The following is a 26,172-nucleotide window of genomic DNA, read 5'->3' as shown; positions in this document are numbered from 1 at the left end:
TGGGGTAGAACTGAGACCGGTCCCAGTCATGTCCCCGTGACAACCTGAGACCGGTCCCAGTCGAATGAGCGGCAGCACGTCGGGACCCGCACCACGACCACACCGACCCGATGGAGTGCCGATGACCTCGCCCCACGCCTGGCCCGACCTGCGCGGAATCGCCTACGGCGGCGACTACAACCCCGAGCAGTGGTCGCCCGAGACGTGGCGCGAAGACGTCATCCTGATGCGCGAGGCCGGGGTGAACCTGGTCAGTGTCGGCATCTTCTCGTGGGCGCTCATCGAGGTCTCCGAGGGTGAGTTCGACTTCGCCTGGCTCGACGAGCTGCTCGACCTCCTGCACGAGAACGACATCAGGGTCGACCTCGGCACACCGACGGCCTCGCCGCCCGCCTGGTTCTTCGCGAGCAACCCCGACGCGCACGTCATCGACCGCGAGGGCCGCACGATGGGCTTCGGCTCGCGCGGCATGGCCTCGCACTCGTCGCCGGCCTACCGCGAGGCGATCGTGCGGATCGCGGATGCTCTCGCGGCGCGTTACGCACAGCATCCTGCCGTCGTGCTGTGGCACGTGCACAACGAGTACGGCGTTCCCGTCGGCGAGGACTATTCGCCGAACGCGGTCGCCGCCTTCCGGCTCTGGCTCCAGGAGAAGTACGGCTCGCTCGACGCGCTGAACAGCGCGTGGGGCACCGCCTTCTGGGGCCAGCACTACTCGGCATGGGAGCACGTCGGCGCCCCGGCCATCGCCCCGAGCGTCGTGAACCCCGCCCAGCGCCTGGACTTCGCGCGCTTCACCGATCACCAGCTGCGCGCGTGCTTCATCGCCGAGCGCGACGCGATCCGCGCGCACGCCGCCCAGCCCATCACGACCAACTTCATGGCGAACCAGAGCTGGACCACGGACCTCTGGGCGTGGGGCCGCGAGGTCGACATCGTCTCGGACGACCACTACCTGTGGGCCGCCGATGAAGACGCTCACATCGGCCTGGCGATCGCCGCCGACCTCAGCCGCTCGGTGGGCGGCGGCAAGCCGTGGATCCTCATGGAGCACTCGACCTCGGCCGTGAACTGGCAGCCGCGCAACATCGCGAAGCGCCGGGGAGAGATGAAGCGCAACTCGCTCACGCACCTCGGTCGCGGGGCCGACGGCATCCTGTTCTTCCAGTGGCGCGCCGGGCGCTCCGGCGCGGAGAAGTTCCACTCGGCGATGCTGCCGCACGCCGGCACCGAGTCGCGGGTCTTCCGCGAGGTCGTCGATCTGGGTGCAGCACTCGGGCGCCTCGACGAGGTGCAGGGCAGCGTCGTGAAGGCCGACGTCGCGATCCTCTGGGACTTCGAATCGTTCTGGGCGCAGGACCTCGAGTGGCGCCCTTCCGAAGACGTCACGCACGCCGCCCAGGTGCGCCGCTTCTACGAGCAGCTCTGGCGTGACGGCATCACGGTCGACTTCGCCCTGCCCGGCCAGGACCTCTCGGGCTACCGCCTGGTCGTCGCTCCGGCGCAGTACCTGCTGAGCACGGCGGATGCCGCCAACCTCACCGCCTACGTCAACGACGGCGGCACCCTGCTCGTGTCGTTCTTCTCGGCGATCGTCGACGAGAACGACGCCGTGCACGCCGGTGGCTTCGTCGCGCCGTTGCGCGAGGCGCTCGGCCTCACGGTCGAGGAGTTCCTGCCGCTGCGCGAGGGCGAGAGCCACGGCCTCGACTGGGTCGACCACGAGGGCATCGTCGCCGACGTCTGGCAGGAGGACATCGCGCTCGAAGGCGCCGAGGTCGTCGCGAACTTCTCGGGCGGACCCGGCGAGGGCGAGCCGGCGATCACCCGCAACGCGCATGGCGCCGGGACCGGCTGGTACGTCGGCACCCGTCTGGATGCCGCGGGCATGCGCGCCCTTCTCCACGAGGTCTACGCGGATGCCGACATCACCCCGTCGGGCGTCGCCGACGGCCTCGAGGTCATCACGCGTCACGGCGCCGACGCGGTCTACCGGATCGCCGTGAACCACCGTGACGACGACGTCGAGCTCGATGCCTCGGGCATCGAGCTCCTCAGCGGCGCCGAGGTCTCGGGCGCCCTGACCATCGCGGCGGGCGGCGTCGCCGTCATCCGCACTTCCCACTGACCGCACGAACCGCACGAACCGCACGAACCGCTTCACCCTGCACCACCCGCTTCACCCAGCACCACCCACTCACCGGTCGCGATGACGCGCAGCGCATCGTCGGCCACGACAGATAGGAAAACGCATGCGCAAGCACATCGGAGTCGGCGCACTCGCTCTGGCCGCGGCCGTGGTCCTCGCGGGCTGCTCCGCCGGCGCACCCGAAGGCGGCGACGACGCCGCATCCGGCGACGGCGCGGAACTCGTCATCTGGACGGACGCCGAGCGCGAAGCCGCGATCACCGCCGCCGCAGAGGCGTTCGAGGAGGAGACCGGCGCGAAGGTCACCCTCGTGCAGAAGAACTTCGAGGACCTCCGCAACGACTTCATCGCACAGGTCCCGACCGGAGAGGGCCCCGACATCACGGTCGGCGCCCACGACTGGCTCGGCGCGCTCGTCGCCGCCGGTGTCGTCGACACGATCGACCTGGGCGACAAGGCGTCGGAGTTCGAGCAGGTCGCGCTCGACGCCATGACGTACGACGGTCAGCTGTACGCGATGCCGTACTCGCTCGAGACCATCGCCCTCGTGCAGAACGTCGACCTGGTCGGCGCGGAGGCTCCCGCCAGCTGGGACGACATGATCGCCAAGGGCGTCGCCGCCGGCACCGAGCGCCCGTTCGTCATCAACACGGGTGGCGAGACCGGCGACGGATACACGATGTACGGACTGCAGACCTCGTTCGGCGCCCCCGTCTTCGTGCAGGACGACACCGGCTCGTACACGAGCGAGGTCGGCATGGGCGGCGCGCCCGGCGAGGCGTTCGCCACGTGGCTTGGAGCCAACGGGTCGAACGGCACCGGCTACATCTCGACCACGGTCGACTACGACATCAACAACGAGCTGTTCGCGTCGGGCAAGGCCCCGTACACGATCCAGGGCCCGTGGGCCATCAGCGCGTTCGAGGGCGTCAACGTCGCCGTGAACCCGATCCCGTCTGCGGGTGGCGAGACCGCTGCGCCGTTCGTCGGCGTGCAGGGCTTCTACCTCTCGAGCAAGAGCAAGAACGCGCTGCTCGCGCAGGAGTTCCTCGTGAACTACCTCGGCACCGAAGACGCGCAGCGCGCGCTGTACGAGGCCGACCCGCGCATCCCGGCGTGGACCACGCTCGCCGAAGAGGTGTCGTCCGACCCGATCACGGCCGGATTCGTGGCCTCGGCGCAGACCGGCGTCCCGATGCCGTCGATCCCCGAGATGGGCTCCGTCTGGGACCTGTGGAACGCCGCGCAGGCGCAGATCATCAACGGCGCCGACCCGGTGTCGACGTGGAACACCATGGTCGCCGACCTCGAGACGACCCTCGCCGGCTGACCCCGCCGGACGGGGAGGGGCCCGAACCCCTCCCCGTCCTGCGATCCTCAGACAGGACGCACACATGACGATCCAGGCACCGCCCGCCGAGGCGCCCACTCCCGTGGTGAAGCCCTCGCGCGAGTCCCATGCCCGCCGCTTCCGCGGCCTCGGCTGGGGCTTCCTCATCAAGCTCGCGCTCATGGCGCTGGTCAACGCCTTCGGCATCATGACGGCCATCTCGGCCTGGAGCGCCGAGTCGTGGATCGTGCTCGGCGTCGTCGTGCTGCTGGTGATCATCGCCGACTGGGTGTACTTCACCCGCAGGGCGCTGCCGCTGAAGTACCTGCTGCCCGGGCTGATCTTCCTGCTCGTCTTCCAGATCTTCATCTTCGGCTACACGGCCTACATCGCCTTCACGAACTACGGCACCGGTCACGTCGGCACCCAGGAGCAGGCGGTCGAGGCCGCACTGATCCAGGGCGAGCGCCGCATCGAGGGCTCGTCCGACTACCCGCTGTCGATCGTGCAGCGCGGCGCAGAGCTCGGCTTCGCGATCGTCGATGACGACGGCGACGTGCAGGTCGGCTCGGCCACCGAGCCGCTGACCACCGCATCCGGTGCCGAGATCGGCGCGACCGGCGCCCCCAGCGAGGTGCCCGGGTGGGAGGTCGTCCCGAGGGCGACCGTGCTGACCGATCCGGCACTCGGCGCGACCATCAAGGACCTCAGGGTGCCCGTGTCGGACGACCCGAACGACGGCTCCATCCGCACACGGGAGGGCTCGACCGGCTCGGTGTACGAACCGACGCTGGTGTGGGATGCCGAGGCGCAGACCATCACGGACACGCAGTCGGGCACGGTCTACACCGCCACAGAACTCGGCGCGTTCGTGGCCGAGGACGGCACGGCGCTGCCGACGGGCTGGTCGGTCAACGTCGGCTTCGCCAACTTCCTGAAGCTCTTCACCGACGCGAATCTCGCGGGCACTCTGCTGAGCGTGACCGTCTGGACCTTCGCGTTCGCGATCCTCTCGGTCGTCCTCAGCTTCGCCGTGGGGCTCGGCCTCGCGATCGTCTACAACGACCCGCGGGTCAAGGGTCGCCGGTTCCTGCGAGCGCTGTTCATCCTGCCCTACGCGTTCCCCGCGTTCATGGCCGCGTTGCTGTTCCGCGGCATGTTCAACGCCGAGTTCGGCGTCATCAACGACCTGTTCTTCTTCGGGTCGCAGATCAACTGGCTCGGCGACCCGTGGCTGACCCGGGCTGCGGTGATCTTCGTCAACGTCTGGCTGAGCTACCCCTACTGGTTCCTCGTCTGCACCGGAGCCCTGCAGTCGCTCCCCGGCGAGACGCTCGAGGCCGCCGAGATCGACGGGGCCAACAAGCTGCAGCGCTTCCGCGCCATCGTGCTGCCGCTGCTGCTCGTCTCGACCGCTCCGCTGCTGATCGCCTCGTTCGCGGTGGCGTTCAACAACTTCACCGTCATCTACACCTTCAACAACGGCGGGCCGGCGATCGCCGGAGCGCCCTACGCACTGGGTTCGACCGACATCCTCGTCTCGGCCATCTACGACGTCTCAGGCGTCTCGGGTGGTGCGGCCGACTACGGCCTCGCGAGTGCGCTGTCGATCATCGCCTTCATCGTGGTCGGTCTCATCTCAGCGCTGAGCTTCCGACAGACCCGCAAGCTCGAGGAGTACCAGTGATGAGTGAGACCAGAGTCATCGTGACCGGTTCATCGAAGGATGCCGAGGCCGCGCGCGCGGGTGCACGTCGGCGTCGATGGTGGGGCGAGGTCGGCTGGAAGTACATCCTCGCCGCCGGCGTGCTGTTCTTCGCCGCGTTCCCGCTCGTCTACGTCCTCTCGGCCTCGCTCAACCCGAACGGCAGCCTTGCGGCATCCAGTGCGCTGTTCAGCGCGTTCGACCCGGCGAACTACATCGCTCTGGGTGAATCCCGCTACTGGGTCTGGTTCGGCAACACCCTGCTGATCGGCGGCGTCACCGCAGTCGGCTCGGTGCTCATGGGCGCCTGCGGGGCGTACGCGTTCTCCCGGTTCCGGTTCAGCGGACGACGCGCCAGCCTCACCACCCTGCTCGTGCTGCAGATGTTCCCGCAGGCGCTCGCGTTCATCGCGATCTTCCTGATGCTGCAGACGATCGGCGACGTCGTGCCGGCGCTCGGCATCAACTCGAAGATCGCCCTGATCTGCGTGTACCTCGGTGGCGCGCTCGGCGCGAACACCTTCCTGATGTACGGGTTCTTCAACACGATCCCCGTCGAGATCGACGAGTCGGCGAAGATCGACGGGGCCAGCCACGCGCAGATCTTCTGGCGGCTCATCATGCCGCTGGTCGTGCCGATCCTCGCGGTCGTCGCCCTGCTCGCGTTCCTCGCGGCGTTCGGCGACTTCATCCTGTCGAAGATCATCCTCACGTCCGAGGACAACTGGACCCTCGCCGTCGGCATGTACCAGTGGGTCTCGAACCAGCTGACCTCACGTTGGGGGCTCTTCGCCGCCGGCGTCGTGGTCGCCGCCGTGCCCGTGCTCGCGCTGTTCTTCTCGCTGCAGAAGTACATCGTGGGCGGGCTCACCCAGGGATCCGTCAAGGGCTGATCCGCACCTCCACCGCTCGAAAGGCCGTCATGCACCGTCGCACGCGTTCCCTTCTCTCCACCGCCCTGGCCACGGTCACCGCCGTCGCCCTGATCGGCGTCGCGCTGCCGGCGTCGGCCGCCTCGCCGGCGGCATCCGCTCTCGCTCCTGCGGCTGTCTCGGTCGACGGGCCGGTGGACGCCACCATCACCGTCCCCCGGGTCGATAACCTGCCGGACGACTTCATCGGCGGCGTCGACGTCTCGTCGGTGCTGTCGCTCGAGGAATCGGGCGTGGTGTTCCGCGACGCCCAGGGCGCGCCGGGCGACCTGTTCGAGATCCTCGCGGACGCCGGGGTCACCGACGTGCGCGTGCGCGTCTGGAACGACCCGTTCGACGCGAACGGCAACGGCTACGGCGGGGGCGATGTCGACGTCGATCGGGCGATCGAGATCTCGCAGCGAGCGACGGATGCCGGCCTCGGCGTGCTCGTCGACTTCCACTACTCCGACTTCTGGGCCGACCCCGCGAAGCAGCAGGCGCCCAAGGCGTGGGAGGGGATGACCGCCGACCAGGTGGCGACCGAGGTGGGTGCCTTCACGCGCGATGCGGTGCGTCGCCTGGTCGATGCGGGTGTCGACCTCCGCATGGTGCAGGTCGGCAATGAGACGAACGGCGGAGTCGCCGGAGTGCGCGGCTGGGATGACATGGCGAAGGTTTTCTCGGCCGGTTCCGCCGCCGTGCGGGCCGAGGCGCCGGACACGCTCGTCGCCCTGCACTTCACCAACCCCGAGCGCGCCGGGTTCTACGCCGACGTCGCCGCGCAGCTCGATCGCCGCGACGTCGACTACGACGTGTTCGCGTCGTCGTACTACCCGTTCTGGCACGGGACTCCCGAGAACCTCACGGCCGTGCTCTCGCACGTCGCCGAGACCTACGGCAAGAAGGTCATGGTCGCCGAGACCTCGTGGGCGTTCACGCTCGACGACGGAGACGGTCACGGCAACGTCGTCGACCTGGCGTCCGAGGCGACGCAGTACCCGGTGAGCGTGCAGGGTCAGGCCGATGCCGTGCGCGCGGTCGTGCAGGCCGTCGCCGACGTGGGTGAGGCGGGGCTCGGCGTCTACTACTGGGAGCCCGCATGGCTGCCGGTGGGTCCGCCCGCACAGCTCGAGGAGAACAGAACGCTGTGGGAGCGCGACGGATCGGGCTGGGCGTCGAGCTTCGCCGGCGAGTACGAGCCCGAGGACGCGGGGCACTGGTTCGGCGGATCCGCGTGGGACAACCAGGCGCTGTTCGGCTTCGACGGCACGGCATCCGATGCGCTGAACATCTTCTCGTACGTGCGCACCGGCGCCCAGGCCCCGCGGGCCGTCGAGTCGGTGCAGGCGGTCGCGCTGCAGGTGACCGAGGGCGATGCCGTCGAGCTGCCCGACGAGGTCACGGTGCTCTACAACGACGGGTCGTCGGAGCAGCAGCCCGTGACCTGGTCGCCGGCGGCCGGATTCATCGAGGGCGCCGGCGAGTACGTGATCTCGGGCGCGACGGATGCCGGCCTCGCGGCGTCGGCCACCGTCACCGTCTCGGCGCGCAACTACCTGCGCAACCCCGGATTCGAGGACGCGGACACGAGCACGTGGAGCGTCACCGGATCGGGACTCACGCTGCGCGCGTGGGACGACCCTCGGAGCGGCACGCACTCGGCGCACTTCTATGCGGGTACCGGATACTCGTTCGATCTCTCGCAGACGGTCTCCGGACTGCCCGCGGGGTCGTATGTCGCACGGGCATCGCTGCAGGGCGACGGGGAGGGTGCCGACGGGCGTGCGTCGCTGTCGCTGTCGTCTGCGTCCGTCGCCGGCGCCGCTGCGGCGTTCGGCTTCGACGGCTGGCGCGTGTGGTCGACGCCGATGACCGAAGCGCTGCAGGTGGGCGCTGACGGCACGGCTGTCGTGCGAGTCTCCGCGGCGCTTCCGGCGGGGGCGTGGGGGACGATCGACGATCTCGAACTCGTGCGCGCACCGGTGCCCGGTGCCGACACCTCGCAGCTGCGAGAGCGGCGCGATGCGGCCGCGGCTCTCGACCTCGATGCCTATGTCGAGTCGTCGACCGTCGCGCTGCCCGGAGCGATCGCTCGCGCCGACATCGTGCTGGCTGCCGCGAGTCCGAGGGCGTCAGCGGTCACGGGGGCCTTGGACACACTGGCTGCCGCAGTCGACGCGCTCCTGCTTCAGGATGCGGCGACCACCGCGCCCGCTCGCGGAGTGCTGTCGCACGACAACGGTCACGATACGGGGCTGCTCGACGGCGACTTCACGCTCACCATGAACCTGTGGTGGGGGCAGAACGCCACGAAGCTGCGGGTGTTCGAGAACGGTGTGCTGGTCAAGACCGTGCCGCTCACCTTCGGGGGAACCTCCGCGCAGAGCGCGCAGATCGCCGTGACCGGCAAGACGAATGGCTCGTACGTCTACTGTGGCGAGCTGGTCAATTCGCGCGGTGTGACGGCGGTGAAGCCCGTGACGGTGACGGTGAAGGATGCCGCGCCCGGCACGCCCGTGCTCTCGACGGACAACTGGGACGGCGACGGCTCATACACTCTCACCGCCGACATGTGGTGGGGCACCAATGCGACCTCGTATCGCCTGTATGAGGACGGCATGCTGATCTCCGAGGGCGACATGATCGCGAACAGCCCCGCCGCGCAGCGGGTGACGGTGCCGGTCGCTGATCGCGCGGTGGGGAAGCACACCTACCGCGTCGAGTTCGTGAACGCCGCCGGGAGCACCCAGAGCAAGACGCTCACGGTGGCGGTCAAGCGCTGACGTCAACACGCCCGCGAGCCCGACATCCTGAGGCGGATGCCGGGCTCTCGGGCCGTTCGCGGACTACTTGCTGAGGAAGTCCTTCAGCGCGGCGTTGACCTCGTCGGCGTGGGTCCAGAGCAGACCGTGGGGTGCGCCCTCGACCTCGACGTAGGTCGCGGCGGGCACGGCCTGGTGGAACCGGCGGGCGGTGGCGTCGATCGGAAGGATGTTGTCCTTCGTGCCGTGCAGGATCAGGGTGGGCTTGCCGGCGTCGCGCACGGCGTCGACGTCGCCGCGGAAGTCCTCGATCCAGCTCGGGACGACCGCGTAGGCCGCGACCGGGGCGCTGGTGACCGAGAGGTTCCAGTTGGCGTCGACGACCTGCTGGCTGATGCGGCTGCCGAGGTTCTCGTCGAGGTTGTAGAAGTTGTTGTAGAAGTCGGTGAACCACGCGTAGCGGTCGCCCTTGGCTGCAGCCTCGATGCCGTCGAAGACCTCCTGCGGCACGCCCTCGGGGTTGTCATCGCGCTGCACGAGGAACGGCTCGAGCGAGGCGAGGAAGGCGAGCTTGGCGACCCGCTCGTGACCGTAGGTGCCGACATAGCGGGCGAGCTCTCCGGTGCCCATCGAGAAGCCGACGAGCACGACGTCGCGCAGGTCGAGGGTCTCGAGCACCGTGTTGAGGTCTGCGGCGAAGGTGTCGTAGTCGTATCCGGTGCCGACCTTCGAGGACTGGCCGAAACCGCGGCGGTCGTAGGTGATGACGCGGTAGCCCTGAGCGAGCAGCTCACGGGTCTGGCGCTCCCAGCTGTGGCCGTTCAGCGGGTACCCGTGGATCAGGACGACGGGCTGACCCGATCCCTGGTCTTCGTAGTAGAGCTCGATCGGGGTGCTGTTCTCGTTTCCGACGGTGATGTAGCCCATGATCCTGATCCTTTTCGGTCCGGTGAGAACGGTCGTTCTCGCTGATGTCTTCACTGTAGAGAACGCTCGTTCTCATGTCAAGTACACTGGGGTGATGACCGACGACATAGTGCGTGAACAGATCCTCGCGGCGGCCGACGAGCTCTACTACCGCAAGGGATACGCGGCCGTCGGCATGGATGAGCTGCGGGCTGCGGCCGGCGTGTCGCTGCGTCGCCTCTATGCCCTGTTCCCATCCAAGACCGACATCGTCACGGCCGTCCTCGCGCGCAAGCATCGGGAGTGGGAGTCGGGACTCACGGGAGCCGTGGCGGATGCCGGGGCAGACCCCCGCGAACGCCTGCTCGCCGTCTACGGGTACCTCGAGGACTGGTTCTGCACTGACGACTTCCGCGGCTGCGCGTTCATCAACGCGTTCGGCGAGCTCGGTGGCACGAACCCCGAGGTGGCCGAGATCGTGCGCGATCACAAGGCGTCGTTCCAGGCGTACATGGCCGACCTCGTCGTGGCGGCCGGAGCGCCGGCATCCCTCGCCGCGCAGCTGTCGATCCTCGCCGAGGGTGCGCAGAGCACCGCGGCGATCGCCGCCGACCCGCAGGTCGCCGTGCAGGCGCGCAACGCCGCCGAAGTGCTGATCGACGCCGCCGTCGCCGCCTGACCGCAACGGGAGAGCAGATTTAGCTAGCTTGGCTAGCGTTTATGCATCCCGGTGTCAAGGCTGGTGCGTTTGCGCCCTCGCGCGCGTATGTTGCGAGCATGGACTCCCGGACGCAGGACATCGCCCGCCAGACGATCATCATCGCCTCGGCCACCTTCATGCTCATCGCAGCGGCCGTCGGATCCGGTGCCTTCGGTGGCACCTCGGTCAGCGAGCTGCAGGATGGAGCGCTCTCGGCGCAGGGCTCATACCTCGCGCCGGCCGGCCCCGCCTTCTCGATCTGGTCGCTGATCTACATCGGCCTCATCGCCTACACGGTGTGGCAGGCGCTTCCGGCGCAGCGGGCGGATGAGCGCCAGCGAGCTGTCGGCGGATGGATCGCCGCGTCGATGATCCTCAACGGGCTCTGGCTCGTGACGGCGCAGTTCCTGTCGCTGCCGCTGACGGTCATCGTGATCGCCCTGCTGCTCGCGACCCTCGCTCGCGTCATCGTGATCCTCGGCCGCAGCCGTGCCCGCACCTGGCCCGAGCGCATCGTCGTCGACGGCGCGAACGGCCTGCACTTCGGCTGGGTCACCATCGCGACCGTCGCGAACACCACGGCCTGGCTCACGCAGATCGCGCCCGAGAGCTGGGCTGATCAGGCCGAGATCTGGGCGGTCGCCGTGCTCGCCGTCGTGCTCGTGATCGGGGTTGCCAGCGCCCTCGTCACCAAGCGCATCGCCCCTGCCCTCGCGACCGCATGGGGTCTCGGATGGCTCGCCGTCGGTCGTCTGACCGGCGAACCCGAGAGCACCGTGACCGCGATCGCCGCGATCATCGTCGCGGTCGCCCTGGTCGCCGCGGGTGTCTGGGGAGTGCTGCGCCGCCCTCGCGCCGACATCGCCCTCTGACTCTGCGCTCGGTCGGCGTTCACAACTCAGCACAGATCGTGCGTGCGACGAGGTGAACCCGCCGATTCCGTCGGTTGACAGCAGCTCATGCTGAGTTGTGAACCGAGAATGACGAGAACGGCAGACCTGGCTCAGAGGACGAGCCGGTAGCCCATGCCCGACTCGGTGAGCAGGTGCACCGGTGCGCTCGGCTCGGCCTCGAGCTTCTTGCGCAACTGCGACATGTACAGCCGCAGGTAGCCCGAGTCGGACACCTGTTCGCTGCCCCAGATCTCCTTGAGCAGATCCTGCCGGGTGACCAGGGCTCCGGGATGCCGGGCGAGGTGCTCGAGCATGCGCCATTCGGTCGGTGTCAGGTGCACGCGCGCACCCGCCCGGGTGACGGTCTTCGTCGCGAGGTCGACCACCACATCGCCGAACCCGACGGTGGATTCCCCGCCCGCGGGCACCGCCCGACGAGACAGCGCCCGCAGCCGCGCGAGCAGCTCGTCGACCTGGAAGGGCTTGGTGACGAAGTCGTCGGCTCCGGCATCCAGGGCCTCGACCTTGTCGGCGGACCCGGTGCGACCCGACACGACGATGATCGGCACGGTCGTCCAGCCGCGCAGCGCCTGGATCACCTCGATGCCGTCGAGTCGCGGCATGCCGAGGTCGAGCATGATGAGGTCGGGGTGAGTCTGTGCGGCGACGGCCACGGCGGCGGCGCCGTCGGGGGCGACCACCACCTCGTACCCGTGGGCGGCGAGGGTGATGCGCAGTGCGCGCACCATCTGCGGGTCGTCGTCGGCGATGAGGAGCTTCACTCCGTCTCCTCCTGCCTGATGTCGGGCTCTGCTGCGAGGGGCAGCGAGATGACCATGGTGAGTCCACCGCCGGGGGTGTCCTCGGGTGTCAGGGTACCGCCCATGCCCTCGGCGAATCCGCGCGAGAGGGCGAGGCCGAGGCCGAGGCCGGTGGTGTTGTCGGTGTCGCCGAGGCGCTGAAACGGCTGGAAGATCTCGTCGCGCTTCTCGGCGGGAACGCCGGCACCGCGGTCGATGATGCGGATCTCGGCGTGGTCGCCGATCGTGCTCGTCGAGACGATCACCCGGCTGTCGGCGGGCGCGTGACGGTGGGCGTTCGCGATGACGTTGACGAGCACTCGCTGCAGCAGCACCGGGTCGGCCGACACGGCGGGTAGCTGGGCATCGAGCGCGAGCTCGACATCCGACGGCCCGAGGCCGAGCTCGTCGACGGCAGCGAGCACGGGGCCAGCGACATCGAGCCGCATGGTCGAGACGGCGAGCACTCCAGCCTGCACCCGGCTGACGTCGAGCAGGTCTGTCACGAGCGACGACAGGGTCGCGAGGCTCTCGTCGGCGGTCGCGAGCAGCTCTTCCCGATCGGATGCCGACAGCGAGTGCGCCCCGCGGAGTCCGCCGATCGCGGCGACGGCCGAGGCCAGAGGGCGGCGCAGGTCGTGGCTGACCGCCGAGAGCAGGGCGCTGCGCACCTGGTCGGTCTCGGCGAGGGCAGCGACCTCGCGCGCCGTGGCGCGCAGGTCGGTGTGCTCGATGGCCGCCGTCAGCTGCGCGACGATCGCGTCGAGCAGGCGTCGGGCGGGGGTGTCGAGCGGTTCGCCGTGCAGCTCGAGCACGGCGGGTGCCGATCCTCCGGCACCGACCGGGATGGTCGTGGCGCGTCCGTCGGGCACGGGTTCGCCGTCGCTGGCGAGCACCTCGCCGTCGGCGGTGAGCAGGCGGACGCCGGTGAGTCCGAACGCCTCGCGCGTGCGGCTGACGAGGGCGAGCACCGCGTTGTCGCCGCGCAGCACGTTGCCGGCCACGGCCGCGAGCAGCTCTGCCTCCGCGGCGGCGCGCTGGGCGGTGCGGGCTCGCCGGGCGGCCTGGTCGACGATGATGCTGACGAGGATGGCGATGGTCACGTACAGCGCGAGGGCGAGCACGTGCAGCGGGTGCGCGATCGTGATGGTGAAGAGCGGGGCGACGAACAGGAAGTCGAGGGTGACGCCCGACAGCACCGCCGCGAAGACGGCAGGCCGCACGCCTCCCACCAGGGCCACGATCACGACGAGCAGCTGGAAGGCGAGCACTTCGACCGTGATCGACTCGGGGCTGCGGAACGCGAACATCGCCCACGAGAGCAGCGGGCCGACGACGAGCGCCAGTGCGAACCCGAGCGCTTGACGTCGCCAGCCGAGGGCGCCGCCGGTGATGCGGGGGAGTGCGACGCGGCCGCCCGCGGCGGCGTGGGTGACGATGTGCACGTCGATGTCGCCGGAGCGGCGGATGACCTCCGAGCCGATGCCCGGTCCCGTCAGCGCCGCCGCGAGACGCCCACGCCGGCTGACACCGATCACGAGCTGAGTGGCATCCGCCCCGTGGGCGAACTCGACGAGCGTGCCGGGGATGTCGTCGCCGATGATCTGGTGGAAGCTGCCGCCGAGGGATTCGACGAGCGACCGCTGCGCGGCGAGGGCGCCGGGGGTCTCATCGCGCAGCCCGTCCTGCGCGGCGACGTGCACGGCGAGCAGTTCGCCGCCGGCCGAGCGTGCGGCGATGCGGGCCCCTCGGCGCAGCAGCGTCTCGCCCTCGGGTCCGCCGGTGAGGGCGACGACCACGCGCTCGCGCGCCTGCCAGGTGCCCTCGATGCCGTGGTCGGCCCGGTAGCTGCGCAGCGCGCTGTCGACCTCGTCGGCGAGCCACAGCAGTGCGAGTTCACGCAGAGCCGTGAGGTTGCCCAGACGGAAGTAGTTGGACAGGGCCGCGTCGATCCGCTCCGCCGGGTAGACGAGTCCGGCGGAGAGACGGTCGCGCAGCGACTGCGGCGCCAGGTCGACGACCTCGATCTCGTCGGCGGCGCGCACCACGGCATCCGGGATCGTCTCCTGCTGCGCGATGCCGGTGATCTTCTCGACCACCGCGTTCAGCGACTCGATGTGCTGCACGTTCACCGTCGTGACGACGTCGATGCCCGCGTCGAGCAGCGCACCGACGTCCTGCCAGCGCTTCGGGTTCTGCGAGCCGGGGGTGTTGGTGTGCGCGAGTTCGTCGACCAGCGCGATCTCGGGTCGGCGTGCGAGCACCGCATCCAGGTCCATCTCGCTGAGCGGCACGCCCCGGTGCAGATCGGTGCGACGGGGGACCTCGGGGATGCCGATGGTCTGCGCGGCGGTCGCCGCGCGCTCATGCGTCTCGACGATCGCGATCACGACGTCGCGGCCCTCGTCGAGCAGCCGACGCCCTTCGACCAGCATCTCGAAGGTCTTGCCGACACCGGGGGCTGCGCCGAGCAGCACGCGGAGTCGGCCGCGCCGCGGCATCCGCTCTGCCGTCATCAGCCCTCCTGCTCATCGAGCGCGAGATTGAGTTCGGCGACGTTGATGCGTTCTTCGCCGAGGAATCCCAGATCCCGCCCTTGAATCCTAGACTCCACGAGGTCGCGCACCTGCTGCGCGGGCAGGTCGCGCTCGGCCGCCACCCGCGGCACCTGCAGCAGCGCGTACGCGACGCTGATGTGCGGGTCGAGGCCGGATCCGGATGCCGTCACAGCGTCGGCCGGCACGGCATCCGTGCTCACACCCTCGCGCTCGGCGATGGCCGCCTGGCGCTCGTCGATCGCCGCGACGAGGTCGGGGTTCTCCGGTCCCAGGTTGCTGCCGCCGGACGCGGCCCCGTCGTAGCCGTCACCGGCGGCCGACGGACGCGCCTGGAAGTACTCGGGCAGTGCGTCGCCGTCGGCATCCGTGAAGGACTGACCGATCAGCGAGCTGCCCTTGTCGTCGCCCAGCGGCGAGCCGTTCGCCTGGAACGGCAGCAGCAGCTGACCGATGCCGGTGACGACGAGCGTGTAGCCGACGCCGAGCACGAGGGTGAGCACGAGCATCGCGCGGATGGCGACGCCGGTGGTGCGGGCGACGGTGCGGGAGGAGGACATGGAGTGCCTTTCGATGAGAGAAGGACGAAGACGGACGCCGGTCAGAAGCCGGGGATGAGGGTGATGACGAGGTCGATCAGCTTGATGCCGATGAACGGTGCGATCACTCCGCCGAGGCCGTAGACGAGCAGGTTGCGCTGCAGGATCTGCGAGGCGCTCGCCGGGCGGTACTTCACCCCGCGCAGCGCGAGCGGGATGAGGAAGACGATCACGATCGCGTTGAAGATGATCGCGCTGGTCACGGCGGATGCCGGCGAGTGCAGCTGCATGATGTTGAGCGCCGCGAGGCCCGGGAACACCCCCATGAACATCGCCGGGATGATGGCGAAGTACTTGGCGATGTCGTTCGCGAGCGAGAAGGTCGTGAGCGCGCCGCGAGTGATGAGCAGCTGCTTGCCGATGCGCACGATGTCGATGAGCTTGGTCGGGTCCGAGTCGAGGTCGACCATGTTGCCGGCCTCCTTCGCGGCCGACGTTCCCGTGTTCATCGCGACGCCGACGTCGGCCTGGGCGAGAGCGGGGGCGTCGTTCGTGCCGTCGCCCGTCATGGCGACGAGTCGCCCGCCCTCCTGCTCACGCTTGATCAGCTCGAGCTTCTGCTCGGGTGTCGCCTCGGCGAGGAAGTCGTCGACGCCCGCCTCCTTCGCGATGGCCGCGGCGGTCAGCGGGTTGTCGCCCGTGATCATGACAGTGCGGATGCCCATGCTGCGCAGCTCCTCGAACCGCTCGCGCAGGCCGTCTTTCACGATGTCCTTGAGGTGCACGACGCCGAGCACCTCGCCGGATCCCGCCGGACGCTTCACGGCGACCACCAGCGGGGTGCCGCCGCTCGAGGCGACGCCGTCGACGAGGCCGGCGAGTTCGGCATCCGTGTCGAGCCCGAGCCAGGCGTCGATCGCCGAGCCTGCGCCCTTGCGGATCTGCGTCCCGTCGGCGAGGTCCAGTCCCGACATGCGGGTCTGCGCGGTGAACGGCACGACCACGGCATCCGCCGGCTCGTCGACCCGGATGCCGCGGCTCAGCGCCAGCTCGACGATCGAGGCGCCCTCGGGCGTGGGGTCGGCGAGGGATGAGAGGGCAGCGACACGCAGCAGCTCGTCGGGGTCGACGCCGCCGAGGCGAAGCACCTCGTGGGCGCGCCGGTTGCCGTAGGTGATGGTGCCGGTCTTGTCGAGCAGCAGCGTCGTGACGTCGCCTGCGGCCTCGACGGCGCGGCCCGACATCGCGAGCACGTTGCGCTGCACGAGACGGTCCATGCCGGCGATGCCGATGGCCGAGAGCAGGGCGCCGATCGTGGTCGGGATCAGGCACACGAGCAGGGCGATCAGCACCGGGATGCTGACGGGCGAGGCCGCATACGAGGCGATCGGGTTGAGCGCGAGCACCACTACGACGAACACGATCGACAGGCTCGCGAGCAGGATGTTGAGCGCGATCTCGTTGGGTGTGCGCTGACGGCTGGCGCCCTCGACGAGCGCGATCATGCGGTCGACGAACGTCTCGCCGGGCTTCGAGGTGATGCGCACGACGATGCGATCCGACAGCACGCGGGTGCCTCCGGTGACAGCGCTGCGGTCACCGCCGGATTCGCGGATGACCGGGGCGCTCTCGCCGGTGATGGCCGATTCGTCGACGGTCGCGATGCCCGCCACGATGTCGCCATCGCCGGGGATCAGCTCGCCCGCCGTGACGATCACGATGTCGTCGCGCTGCAGCTCGGCCGATGAGACGTCGACCGCCTCGGTGCGCTCGGCCGTGGCATCCGTCGCCGAGTCATAGCGGACGACCTTGCGGGCCATCGTGCTGGTGCGGGTCTTGCGCAGACTCGCGGCCTGGGCCTTGCCGCGGCCCTCGGCCACGGACTCGGCGACGTTGGCGAACAGCACGGTCAGCCACAGCCAGATCGCGATGCCCCAGGTGAAGGGTGCGGGCACGGGTGTTCCGCCGGAGTCGGCCGGGCCGCCGAGGAACGGCTCGGCGATCGCGAGCACGGTCGTGAATGCGGCACCGACCCAGACGAGGAGCATCACGGGGTTGCGCACGAGCGACGCGGGGTTGAGCTTGCGCAGGGCGCCGGGCAGGGCCTGGGTCAGCTGCGCCCAGCCGAACGAGCGCGGCGGTTCGGTCGAGGCGGGGGCGGATGCCGCAGCATCCTGCTGTTCCGAGGGCGTGGTGATGAGGGTCATGTCAGACGAGTCCTTCAGCGAGGGGTCCCAGTGCGAGCACGGGGAAGTAGGTGAGTGCCGTGATGATGACCGCGACGGCGGCGAGGAGCCCGACGAACTGCGGCCGGTGCGTGGGCAGGGTTCCGGTGTTCTCGGGTACGCGCTGCTGTGCGGCGAAGGAACCGGCGAGAGCCAGCACGAGCACGATCGGGATGAACCGGCCGAGCAGCATCGCGATGCCCAGTGCGGTGTTGAACCACGGGGTGTTCGCGGTGAGGCCGGCGAATGCCGATCCGTTGTTGTTCGACGCCGAGGTGAAGGCGTAGAGCACCTCGCTCATGCCGTGCACGCCCGGGTTCAGGATGCTGGTCGCTTCGACATCCGCTCGGATGCCGGGAATCGCGAAGCTCAGTGCGGTGCCCGCCAGCACGAGGGTCGGCGTCACGAGGATGTAGAGGCTCGCGAGCTTGATCTCCTTCGGGCCGATGCGCTTGCCGAGGTATTCGGGTGTACGGCCCACCAGCAGTCCGCCGACGAACACCGCGATGATCGCGAGCACGAGCATCCCGTAGAGGCCGGAGCCGACGCCGCCGGGCGCGACCTCGCCGAGCATCATGTTGAGCATCGGCATCATCCCGCCGAGTGCCGTGTACGAGTCGTGCATCGAGTTGACGGCGCCGGTCGACGTCAGGGTGCTGGCGCTGCCGAACAGGGTCGAGCCGAGGATGCCGAAGCGCACCTCCTTGCCCTCCATCGCCGCACCCGCGAGTTCCGGAGCGCTGCCGCGGCCGGCCAGCTCGAGGGCCGAGAGCGCGAAGGTCGAGATCAGGAAGATCGTTCCCATCACGGCGGCGATCGCGTAGCCCTGGCGGTTGTCGCCGATCATGCGACCGAACGTGCGGGGGAGTGAGAACGGGATCACGAGGATCAGCAGGATCTGCAGCAGACTGGTCCAGCCGGTCGGGTTCTCGAACGGATGCGCCGAGTTGGCGTTGAAGAAGCCGCCGCCGTTCGTGCCGAGCAGCTTGATGGCCTCCTGTGAGGCGACGGGTCCGCCGGGAATGGTCTGCGTGCCGCCCGAGACCGTGGTCACGTTGGTGAAGCCGGCGAAGTTCTGCACCACGCCGCCCGCGATCAGGGCGATGGCGGCGATCAAAGCGATCGGCAGCAGGATGCGTCCGAGCCCGCGGATCAGGTCGACCCAGAAGTTGCCGATCGTGGTCGAGCCGCGGCGCGAGAGGCCGCGGATCAGCGCGACCGCGACGGCTAGACCGACGGCGGCCGAGACGAAGTTCTGCACCGTGAGGCCGGCGAGCTGCACGGTGTAGCCCATGGTCTGCTCGGGCGAGTACGACTGCCAGTTGGTGTTCGCGACGAATGACGCCGCGGTGTTGAACGCGAGCCCTTCGGGCACGGCCGGGAGTCCGAGCGACTGGGGCAGGAAGCTCTGCAGTCGCTGCAGCCCGTAGACGAGCAGCAGGCCGACGACCGAGAACGCGAGCACGCTGCGGGCATAGGCCCGCCAGGTCTGCTCGGATGCCGGGTCGACGCCGATCAGTCGGTACAGGCCGCGCTCGGCCTTCAGGTCGCGCGGGGTGCTGAAGACGTGGGCGATGTAGTCGCCCACCGGGCGGTACAGCAGCACGAGGGCGATGATGAGGACCGCGGTCTGCAGGATGCCGAACCAGAGGTCGGCGCCGGCGCCCATCAGAACTTCTCCGGGGCGACGAGAGCCACCACGAGGTAGACGACGGCGGCCACGGCGAGGGCGGCGGCGATGATCTCGAAGACGATCACAGTCGTTCCACCCCCTTCGCAACCAGGGAGACGAGGGCGAACAGCGCGAGAGTCAGCGCGATGTAGATGATGTCGAGCACGAGACTCGATACAACTCCCGTGCAGACCGGAATATCGCGATCCTCACGCTTTGCCTACGGGGCCGTGCGGGATGCATGCGACTTGCTCACATCTCGGGGTCGATCCGACTTTCTCGCGTCTCGTTGTCGCATTCGTCGTTCGTCGTTCGTGGTTCGGGTAGGAGGTCCCCGATCGGGTGGCCTCAGACGCGAGAGGTGCGGTGGTGACTGTGTACAACGACCCGATGGTGGCGAACCTCGTCTACCGGCTCGAGGCTGAGCACGCCGAGGAGCAGATCGTGCGACGTCGGACGGCGCTCGAGCATCCTGGTCTGATCCGGCGCCCTTCCCTCCGTGTGCGCGCTCGCCGGCTCTGGGCGCGCATCTCTTCCGGCGGAAGCGGGGAACCGGGATGATCGTCCTGACGGCAGGATCGGAGCGGAAACTGCTCGATCGAGCGGACGGAGAGAGTCTGAGTGATGCAGCGCCGGAATCGAATCGAGGAGCCTCGGTGAACGCCGACGCCGGTGCGCGGGTCACGCAGGTCTATCGCGACGAGTGGGCGCGCATCGTGGGAGGACTCACCCGACGGTGCGGTGATCTCGACCTCGCCGAGGAGATGGCTGCTGAGGCGTTCGCCTCGGCCGCTGAGCGATGGCCGGACGAGGGAGTGCCGCCCAATCCCGCCGGGTGGATTACCACCACGGCCTACCGCAAGGCCATCGATCGACTGCGTCGTGAGTCGTTCCGCGATGCCAAGCAGCGGGAGGCTCTCATGCTGCACGATCCCGAACCGCCGGAGCCGACGGGCGTCATCGACGACGATCGCCTCCGCTTGCTCTTCACCTGCTGCCACCCGGCGCTGTCGCTCGAAGCGCGCGTCGCCCTGACCCTGCGGATCGTGGGCGGGCTCACCGTCGAAGAGATCGCCCGGGCCTTCCTCATCCAGGAATCTGCGGTGCGGCAGCGCATCACCCGAGCCAAGGCGAAGATCAAGACCGACCGGATCCCGTATCGGATGCCGGCTGCCGACGACCTCCGCCTCCGGATCGACGGAGTGCTCGCAGTGCTCTATCTGATCTTCAACGAAGGGTATTTCGCGTCCGGGGCCGGAGTGCCCGCACTGCGTCGCGAGCTGACGGGCGAGGCGATCCGGCTCGCCGGACTGCTCCGCGAGCTGCTGCCCGCCGACGAGGAGGTCACGGGTCTGCTGGCGTTGATGCTGCTCAGCGAGGCGCGCGCCGCGGCACGCGTCACCGACGGCGGCGAGCTGGTGCGCCTGGACGAACAGGACCGTGGCGCGTGGGACCACGAGCTCATCGGTCGAGGCCTCGCACTGCTCGACGAGCCACCCACCGCGGCCCCCGGTCGTCACCGACTGCTGGCCGAGATCAACGCGGTGCATGTGCGGGCGACGGATGCCGAGCACACCGATTGGGCGCGCATCGTCGGACTCTACGAGCAGCTCGAGCGGATCGATTCCAGCCCGGTCGTGACCCTCAGCAGGGCGGTCGCCGTCGCAGAGCGGGACTCGCCCGAACGAGCACTGCTGATCGTGGAGACGCTGCGCGATGCGCTGGATCAGTTCCATGCCTTCCACGTGACGCGCGCAGAGCTGCTGCGCGCTGCGGACCGGCCGGACGATGCTCGGGCTGCCTACGAGCGCGCGATCGCCCTCGCCGACAACACCGCGGAGATCATCCACCTGACCCGACGCCGCGACGAGCTCGCGGCGCCCCTCGCACCCGGGGAGCCCGGGCGCACGACGAATGGAGAGAGCAGATGAGCAACAAGTACCTCGTGATCCACATGACCGACCCGACCGGCGGCACGATGCCGCAGGGAGAGGATCAGCGCCTTCTCGAAGACTGGGCGGATGAGGGCAGGGCGGCCGGCAGCCTGGGCGAGGGCGCACCCGTCGCCGGGGCGGACCAAGCCAAGTCGGTGGCGGTGCGAGACGGCAAGGTGCTCGTCACCGACGGCCCGTTCCCGGAGTTCAAGGAATGGTTCGCCGGCTACGACATCGTCACCGCCGAGTCGATCGACGAGGCGGCGAGCTTCATGGCGAAGCATCCGACCGCAGTGATGGGGCGGGTGTATATCCTGCCGGTGGTGAAACTCCCCTGGGACGAGGACTGAAGGCCGGACTGCTTAGATCGGTTGCGCTCGACGGCGGTGACGGGGGCGATCCCTGGTGCGTCGAGTGTGGCGGATGGTGTTCCGGCTGCGGAGATCGTCTATGACGCGCGGGGCAACACGACGCGTCTGGGTGACATGCAGTTCACCTATGACGCGGCAAACCGTCACGTCGGGACGACCTACGCGGATGGTTCGACGGTGGTGATCGCCCGGGATTCGACGGGGCGGATCGTGTCGCGGACGATGGACCCGGCGGGGTCTTCTCCCGCAGTGGTGACGCGGTATCTGTTCGCGGCCGCGGGGGATGCGGCGTGGGGCCAGAAGATCGGCACTGCCCTGACCCGCAGTGTGGGGTTGCCCGGTGGGGTGTCGTGGACGAATCAGGCGGGCACGGTGACGTGGTCGTTCCCGAATCTTGCCGGTCACGGGTTGATGACCCGGTCGGGTGGGACGAATGGGGCGTTGCTGCTGTGGGATCCGTTCGGGCAGCCGGTGGACCCGGTGACGTTCGCGGTCGGCACGGCGGCGTCGAATGACACTGGTCAGGTGGCTGGCAACACGCTGTGGCATCAGGGGTCGTTGAAGCCTGCGGAGTCGGCGGGGTCGACATTGGTGGTCGAGATGGGTGTCCGGTTGTATGTGCCCGCGTTGGGCCGGTTCCTGCAGGTCGACCCCATCGAAGGCGGTGTCGCCAACGACTATGTGTGGCCACCGGACCCCATCAATCAGCACGATCTGAGCGGGAAGTTCGCGTTGCCTCTGTTCATCGTTGCAGTCCTTGTCGCGGTAGTGCTGTTGATGGCTGCTTATGTGGTTCTGAGGACTCTGTCGCGACTGCCCGCGATCAACTTCACAGTCCCCAGGGTGGATAGCCGCACCAAGACCGGGGGAGACGCCGGCACCGTTCCGCGGTCGATTCCGCGTCCGGTCTCGACGACATTCCGGAAGGACAAGAAGTATCAGGTATATGAGATCTATCAACTGGGAACGGCGAGCACATACAAGTATGGGATCACAAGCGGCGCGGACCCTTCTGCGAGGCCAAAGTCTCAGGTGGTGGCGTGTGAGCGGTACTACGGGAGTGCCTGCGGATGGGGATGGACGGCCATGCAGCCGATCACTCCCGGCTACTACGGGGCACGAAAAGTCGAGTATGGGTACATACTCGACTACTACTGGGAGCATGGACAGTGCCCGCCCGGTCAGAATCCAAGCTGCAAGTGACATGGCTGTCAGGCAAGGATGTCGGAGGAAGTGGCGATGGACTCGATGATCACCCCTGGTTGGGCAGTGAGGGTGCTTTATCGCCGAGGTCGGCGAGTGCAAGATTCGGTGCGCTTTCAGACGTACGAGAACGACTGGTTCGGAGTTGAGGCTCCGGAAGATGGGTCGGAACTCGAGGTACTCTCGCATTGGCCCATCCGTGTAAGGCATGAGGGTCCGGCTCTCGTGGTGAATCGCATCCTTTCGGCGACGTTCCGAGACCCGGGGGCCTGGATCACCGAAGCGCTCCGAGGCATCGAAGAGCCCCAGCTGATAAGCGTGGAGCGGTTCCCGATGTCTGACGACGAGTTCTGGCAGCACATCAGCGTGCTCCGCGAAGGTCTAGACCGGACCTCCCTGTCGCGATTGATCGACCGATTGAGTGGTCTTTCGTACAGGGAAATTGTCGGATTTCGGGACGCACTCTGGCAGAAGCTTCATGATCTCGATCATCCGGGAAACACGGTGCGCAGCAACTTCGGCGACGAGAGCATCGTGAGTGCCGATTCTTCCCTCTACTATCGCTGCGAGATTGTGGCACGTGGAGAGCTGGCGTACCAGAAGGCGATACAAGCGCCTCAGGCTGGTGCGCATGACGACGGGGCTTTGGGCGAGAGGTTGTTGGGGATCGTTGATGACGTCGCCCCCTCACCACTCATACCTGCACTCGTGGAAATCGAGACGGGGCGAAACTCGGCAAATTGGTCCAACGTCGAACCGGCTCCGTGGTTTCGTACACCCAGTCTCAGTGCGTTCTCCCCGAGTGTCCTCGACCCGCGGCGCGAGACAGGAGACTCGGAACTACTGAAGAGACTGGTCTTCTTTTCCTTCGTTGCATACAGCGCAAGCGCTGATGGACACGTTCGGGAGCTCATGGGGTGCCTTATGGCTGTATCCCAGAGGCGAGCGCGGGAGGAGCTGATCCCTTTCCTCGCCTCGCAACTCGAGGACGAGGAGGTGCTGGACTCTCGGGTACGAGTCTGGAGGTCTGGCGCCCGAGGACCGATGAGCGGCGTTCCGATCGCCGAAACGACCCGTCGAACTTCGCTGGCTCTCGAGCAGTACAGAAAGCTCTATATCGACGGGGAATCAGCAGATCAGTGATTATGCGGTATCTGTTCGTGTAGTCGGTGAATCGAGATTGCGGTGTTGGCTGGGGCGGTTGGTGAGGACGCCGCAAACTTGGGACAGGTATTGATCTACTTGATTTTCGGATTGGGAGCCATCGTGGCGGGCGTCATGATTGTCCGATTCCGCAAGGCACTATGGGAGCAGACTAGGAAGCGGCAAAGGCGACTGGTCGGGCGGAGCGCGTCTGCGGCGTTCGAACTCCTTCAGAGCTCATTCTGGGTTGGTTTCGTCGGTGTGATCGCTGTGAGTATCGGGCTGGCGATGATCTGTCTCGGTATAGCGTCAGTAGTTCGCCTGGCTAGCTCCTGAGCGGGGCAAGTAGAGATTGATGTGTGAAGATGCCTGGTGTCCGAATACGTTCGTGGGCACGTCGGGCCCTGAACGCGGCCTCGGCACGTGCCATCGCGACTCAGGATCAGTCTCACCGCCGGCGCCTCGACAGAGTCTGGCCCCGGATTCTGGCTTGATAGATCTCGTGAGGGGACGGTCGCGTCGCTTGGCGTCTATGTCGAAGTCGGCATTCGAGAGAATGGCCCGCTCGGATATGCAGGGGGCGGATTAGGATCCGGAGTGAAGGCCAGATGTAGCGCGCAAGGCGGATGGGGGTGGTGAAGAGATGATCAATCCAGGAATCATCGTTTCCGGACTCATCGCTGGTCCTCTGATCATCCTGGTTGGCGCGTGGATCGCCATGCACGCGAGACGCACGAACGAAGCGATCTACAGGTCGCAGCGAACGCTTCTCGGAAAGCGCGTCGCGGATGCGTCAGCTGGCACGCAGTCCTCGCGGGCCACGCGAGTTCTGGGAGCAGTGTTCGTCTTGTTCGGGTTATGGGTCGTGGGCGGTGCCACAGTCGCCCTGGTGCAGCACTTCAACTAGCATCTACGCCGCTATCTTGCACCTTCGCTAAGCGCGGACGGTGATTCGGTTCGAGCGCCTTCGTGGAAGAGTCGAGGATGAAGGCGCCACTAGCTTGTTGCTCAGGCCCGAATCAGGCCTACATGGATTTGTACTTTGTCGCGGACGATGGATCCGGCGGGGTCTGCGCCTGCGGTGGTGACGCGGTATCTGTTCGCGGCGGCGGGGGATGCGGCATGGGGTCAGAAGGTCGGCACTGCCCTGACCCGCAGTCTCGGATTGCCGGGTGGGGTGTCATGGACGAATCAGGCGGGCACGGTGACGTGGTCGTTCCCGAATCTCGCCGGTCACGGGTTGATGACCCGGTCGGGCGGGGCGAACGGGGCATTGCTGTTGTGGGATCCGTTCGGACAGCCGGTGGATCCGGTGACGTTCGCGATCGGCACTGCGGCGTCGAATGACACCGGTCAGGTGGCCGGCAACACGCTCTGGCATCAGGGCGCGTTGAAGCCGGCAGAGTCGGTGGGCTCGACGCTCGTTGTCGAGATGGGTGTCCGGTTGTATGTGCCCGCGCTGGGCCGGTTCCTGCAGGTCGACCCCGTTGAGGGTGGCGGCGCGAACGACTACGCGTGGCCCACCGATCCCATCAACATGCACGATCTGGCGGGAGACAAGTGGAAGGGACCCGCCCTTACGAAGAACAGCGCCACGAGCAGCACAACGCAGCGGAGTCAGCGGACGCAAGCCACCACGGCGGCCAGGTTTCTGGGGGTGCCAGTTGTGAAAAACAGGCTCGCCGTGCGGACGGCGTCGCGTCCGCTTCTGCCTACAGATGAGATCTCGGACAATGACATCTGGAACGGACTGTCAGTAGGTTTCGGCGTCGTATCTGTCGCGCTCAACGGCCTAGGTGCGGCTGCGTCCCTCGGGTGCCTCGGCGGCCCACATGCGTGCCTCGTCGCAGCGGTAGTTTCTAAGGGGCTTGGAGTGGCCGCATTGCCGTTCTCCGTCGCGTCTGCAGCCACGGACTGTCTGGGGAACGGGTGGGATAGCAAGTGCTGGGCGGGATGGCTCTACGCGGGAGGGATCACAGCTTCGACGATCATGGCGCCCCCATTTGAATCGAACGGAGTGTCGGGGGGAGCGGGATTACTATGGTTGTTTACTCAACGTTGAACGTAACGCAACTCAGTTGTCATCGTGGGAGTCGAATGCAAACAGGCAGGTTGGAAGTATGAATGTCATCTCTGCAGTTTTCCTTTTCCTCGGTGCGATCCTCATAGCGGGCGGGGTTGCCGTAGTTGTGCTCCGACGCCGATTCGCCCATAACCTGTCGAATTCGGGGTTGACGCGTGGCAATGGAAGGTCCCCTGTCGTGTACGCCGTGGGAGTTGGTCTGATGCAGATGGCGTTTGGCCTTGCGTTGACCGTTGCCGCAGCGGCCAGCGGAAGTATCTCTGGCGGAAGTGACTTTGACCACATTCT

At 67.8% G+C, this 26,172-nt stretch carries 20 protein-coding genes; 13 read left to right on the top strand and 7 right to left on the bottom strand.

From position 1 onward, the window contains the following. Nucleotides 1-121 precede the first annotated feature (121 nt). The 5 genes from ACZZZQ_RS05555 to ACZZZQ_RS05535 all read left to right on the top strand — a co-directional run bounded on the left by ACZZZQ_RS05555 (nucleotide 122) and on the right by ACZZZQ_RS05535 (nucleotide 8,881). Entirely contained in the window at nucleotides 122-2,128 is a 2,007-nt protein-coding gene (locus ACZZZQ_RS05555; RefSeq protein ID WP_463507077.1) for a beta-galactosidase, read from the top strand. Nucleotides 2,129-2,252: 124 nt separating this feature from the next. Then, nucleotides 2,253-3,479, top strand: coding sequence for a sugar ABC transporter substrate-binding protein (locus ACZZZQ_RS05550; RefSeq protein WP_056276340.1), 1,227 nt, complete (start codon nucleotides 2,253-2,255; stop codon nucleotides 3,477-3,479). Between the two features lie 64 nt (nucleotides 3,480-3,543). Beyond that, on the top strand, nucleotides 3,544-5,166 hold the full coding sequence (locus ACZZZQ_RS05545) for an ABC transporter permease subunit (protein ID WP_072590577.1): 1,623 nt from the start codon (nucleotides 3,544-3,546) through the stop codon (nucleotides 5,164-5,166). Further along, nucleotides 5,166-6,077, top strand: a complete 912-nt coding sequence (locus tag ACZZZQ_RS05540; RefSeq protein ID WP_053098533.1) for a sugar ABC transporter permease — start codon at nucleotides 5,166-5,168, stop codon at nucleotides 6,075-6,077. The genes ACZZZQ_RS05545 and ACZZZQ_RS05540 overlap by 1 nt, the downstream gene beginning before the upstream one ends. Before the next feature lie 29 nt (nucleotides 6,078-6,106). After that, nucleotides 6,107-8,881, top strand: coding sequence for a glycosyl hydrolase 53 family protein (locus ACZZZQ_RS05535; RefSeq protein ID WP_463507076.1), 2,775 nt, complete (start codon nucleotides 6,107-6,109; stop codon nucleotides 8,879-8,881). Between the two features lie 63 nt (nucleotides 8,882-8,944). On the opposite strand, the gene ACZZZQ_RS05530 is transcribed toward ACZZZQ_RS05535, so the two are convergent. Next, on the bottom strand, nucleotides 8,945-9,787 hold the full coding sequence (locus ACZZZQ_RS05530) for an alpha/beta fold hydrolase (RefSeq protein ID WP_056276350.1): 843 nt from the start codon (nucleotides 9,785-9,787) through the stop codon (nucleotides 8,945-8,947). Nucleotides 9,788-9,881: 94 nt separating this feature from the next. On the opposite strand from ACZZZQ_RS05530, the gene ACZZZQ_RS05525 reads away from it, so the two are divergent. Both ACZZZQ_RS05525 and ACZZZQ_RS05520 read left to right on the top strand, forming a co-directional pair. Continuing rightward, nucleotides 9,882-10,445 carry a TetR/AcrR family transcriptional regulator gene (locus tag ACZZZQ_RS05525; protein ID WP_463507075.1) on the top strand — a complete coding sequence of 188 codons (564 nt, stop codon included), beginning with the start codon at nucleotides 9,882-9,884 and terminating at the stop codon, nucleotides 10,443-10,445. 98 nt (nucleotides 10,446-10,543) lie between these two features. Beyond that, nucleotides 10,544-11,338 (top strand): TspO/MBR family protein, encoded by a 795-nt coding sequence (locus tag ACZZZQ_RS05520; protein ID WP_072590580.1) that lies wholly within the window; start codon nucleotides 10,544-10,546, stop codon nucleotides 11,336-11,338. A 131-nt stretch (nucleotides 11,339-11,469) separates the two neighbouring features. On the opposite strand, the gene ACZZZQ_RS05515 is transcribed toward ACZZZQ_RS05520, so the two are convergent. From ACZZZQ_RS05515 to ACZZZQ_RS05490, 6 genes are read right to left on the bottom strand one after another with little or no spacing between them, the layout of a single operon-like run. Further along, nucleotides 11,470-12,141 (bottom strand): response regulator, encoded by a 672-nt coding sequence (locus tag ACZZZQ_RS05515; RefSeq protein ID WP_053098537.1) that lies wholly within the window; start codon nucleotides 12,139-12,141, stop codon nucleotides 11,470-11,472. Continuing rightward, complete coding sequence (locus ACZZZQ_RS05510) at nucleotides 12,138-14,660, bottom strand: ATP-binding protein (RefSeq protein ID WP_463508088.1); 2,523 nt, start codon at nucleotides 14,658-14,660, stop codon at nucleotides 12,138-12,140. Before ACZZZQ_RS05510 ends, ACZZZQ_RS05515 begins: the two co-directional genes overlap by 4 nt. 14 nt (nucleotides 14,661-14,674) lie before the next feature. Further along, entirely contained in the window at nucleotides 14,675-15,274 is a 600-nt protein-coding gene (kdpC, locus tag ACZZZQ_RS05505; protein ID WP_463507074.1) for a potassium-transporting ATPase subunit KdpC, read from the bottom strand. A gap of 41 nt (nucleotides 15,275-15,315) precedes the next feature. Next, nucleotides 15,316-17,460, bottom strand: a complete 2,145-nt coding sequence (gene kdpB / locus ACZZZQ_RS05500) for a potassium-transporting ATPase subunit KdpB (RefSeq protein WP_463507073.1) — start codon at nucleotides 17,458-17,460, stop codon at nucleotides 15,316-15,318. Between the two features lies 1 nt (nucleotide 17,461). Beyond that, nucleotides 17,462-19,147, bottom strand: a complete 1,686-nt coding sequence (gene kdpA, locus ACZZZQ_RS05495; RefSeq protein WP_463507072.1) for a potassium-transporting ATPase subunit KdpA — start codon at nucleotides 19,145-19,147, stop codon at nucleotides 17,462-17,464. Further along, complete coding sequence (locus ACZZZQ_RS05490) at nucleotides 19,147-19,236, bottom strand: potassium-transporting ATPase subunit F (protein WP_056276367.1); 90 nt, start codon at nucleotides 19,234-19,236, stop codon at nucleotides 19,147-19,149. The genes kdpA and ACZZZQ_RS05490 overlap by 1 nt, the downstream gene beginning before the upstream one ends. 283 nt (nucleotides 19,237-19,519) lie before the next feature. Here ACZZZQ_RS05490 and ACZZZQ_RS05485 point away from each other — a divergent pair, with 283 nt between their 5' ends. The 6 genes from ACZZZQ_RS05485 to ACZZZQ_RS05460 all read left to right on the top strand — a co-directional run bounded on the left by ACZZZQ_RS05485 (nucleotide 19,520) and on the right by ACZZZQ_RS05460 (nucleotide 25,863). Beyond that, nucleotides 19,520-19,711: a hypothetical protein gene (locus tag ACZZZQ_RS05485; protein ID WP_150115145.1), complete on the top strand. Its 192-nt coding sequence runs from the start codon at nucleotides 19,520-19,522 to the stop codon at nucleotides 19,709-19,711. Nucleotides 19,712-19,806: 95 nt separating this feature from the next. After that, the gene (locus ACZZZQ_RS05480) at nucleotides 19,807-21,081 is read left to right on the top strand and encodes an RNA polymerase sigma factor (protein WP_463507071.1); all 1,275 of its coding nucleotides are present in this window, start codon (nucleotides 19,807-19,809) and stop codon (nucleotides 21,079-21,081) included. Further along, nucleotides 21,078-21,434, top strand: coding sequence for a YciI family protein (locus ACZZZQ_RS05475; RefSeq protein ID WP_053098543.1), 357 nt, complete (start codon nucleotides 21,078-21,080; stop codon nucleotides 21,432-21,434). The genes ACZZZQ_RS05480 and ACZZZQ_RS05475 overlap by 4 nt, the downstream gene beginning before the upstream one ends. 135 nt (nucleotides 21,435-21,569) lie before the next feature. After that, nucleotides 21,570-22,658 carry an RHS repeat-associated core domain-containing protein gene (locus ACZZZQ_RS05470; protein WP_463507070.1) on the top strand — a complete coding sequence of 363 codons (1,089 nt, stop codon included), beginning with the start codon at nucleotides 21,570-21,572 and terminating at the stop codon, nucleotides 22,656-22,658. A 36-nt stretch (nucleotides 22,659-22,694) separates the two neighbouring features. Then, nucleotides 22,695-23,801, top strand: coding sequence for a DUF4240 domain-containing protein (locus tag ACZZZQ_RS05465; RefSeq protein WP_463507069.1), 1,107 nt, complete (start codon nucleotides 22,695-22,697; stop codon nucleotides 23,799-23,801). Nucleotides 23,802-24,885: 1,084 nt separating this feature from the next. Next, nucleotides 24,886-25,863 carry an RHS repeat-associated core domain-containing protein gene (locus ACZZZQ_RS05460; RefSeq protein WP_463507068.1) on the top strand — a complete coding sequence of 326 codons (978 nt, stop codon included), beginning with the start codon at nucleotides 24,886-24,888 and terminating at the stop codon, nucleotides 25,861-25,863. Nucleotides 25,864-26,172 lie beyond the last annotated feature (309 nt).

Source organism: Microbacterium sp. AC132 (assembly GCF_979258525.1).
Note: the sequence above shows the minus strand (reverse complement) of the source record. Positions and strands in the feature narration are given on the sequence as shown.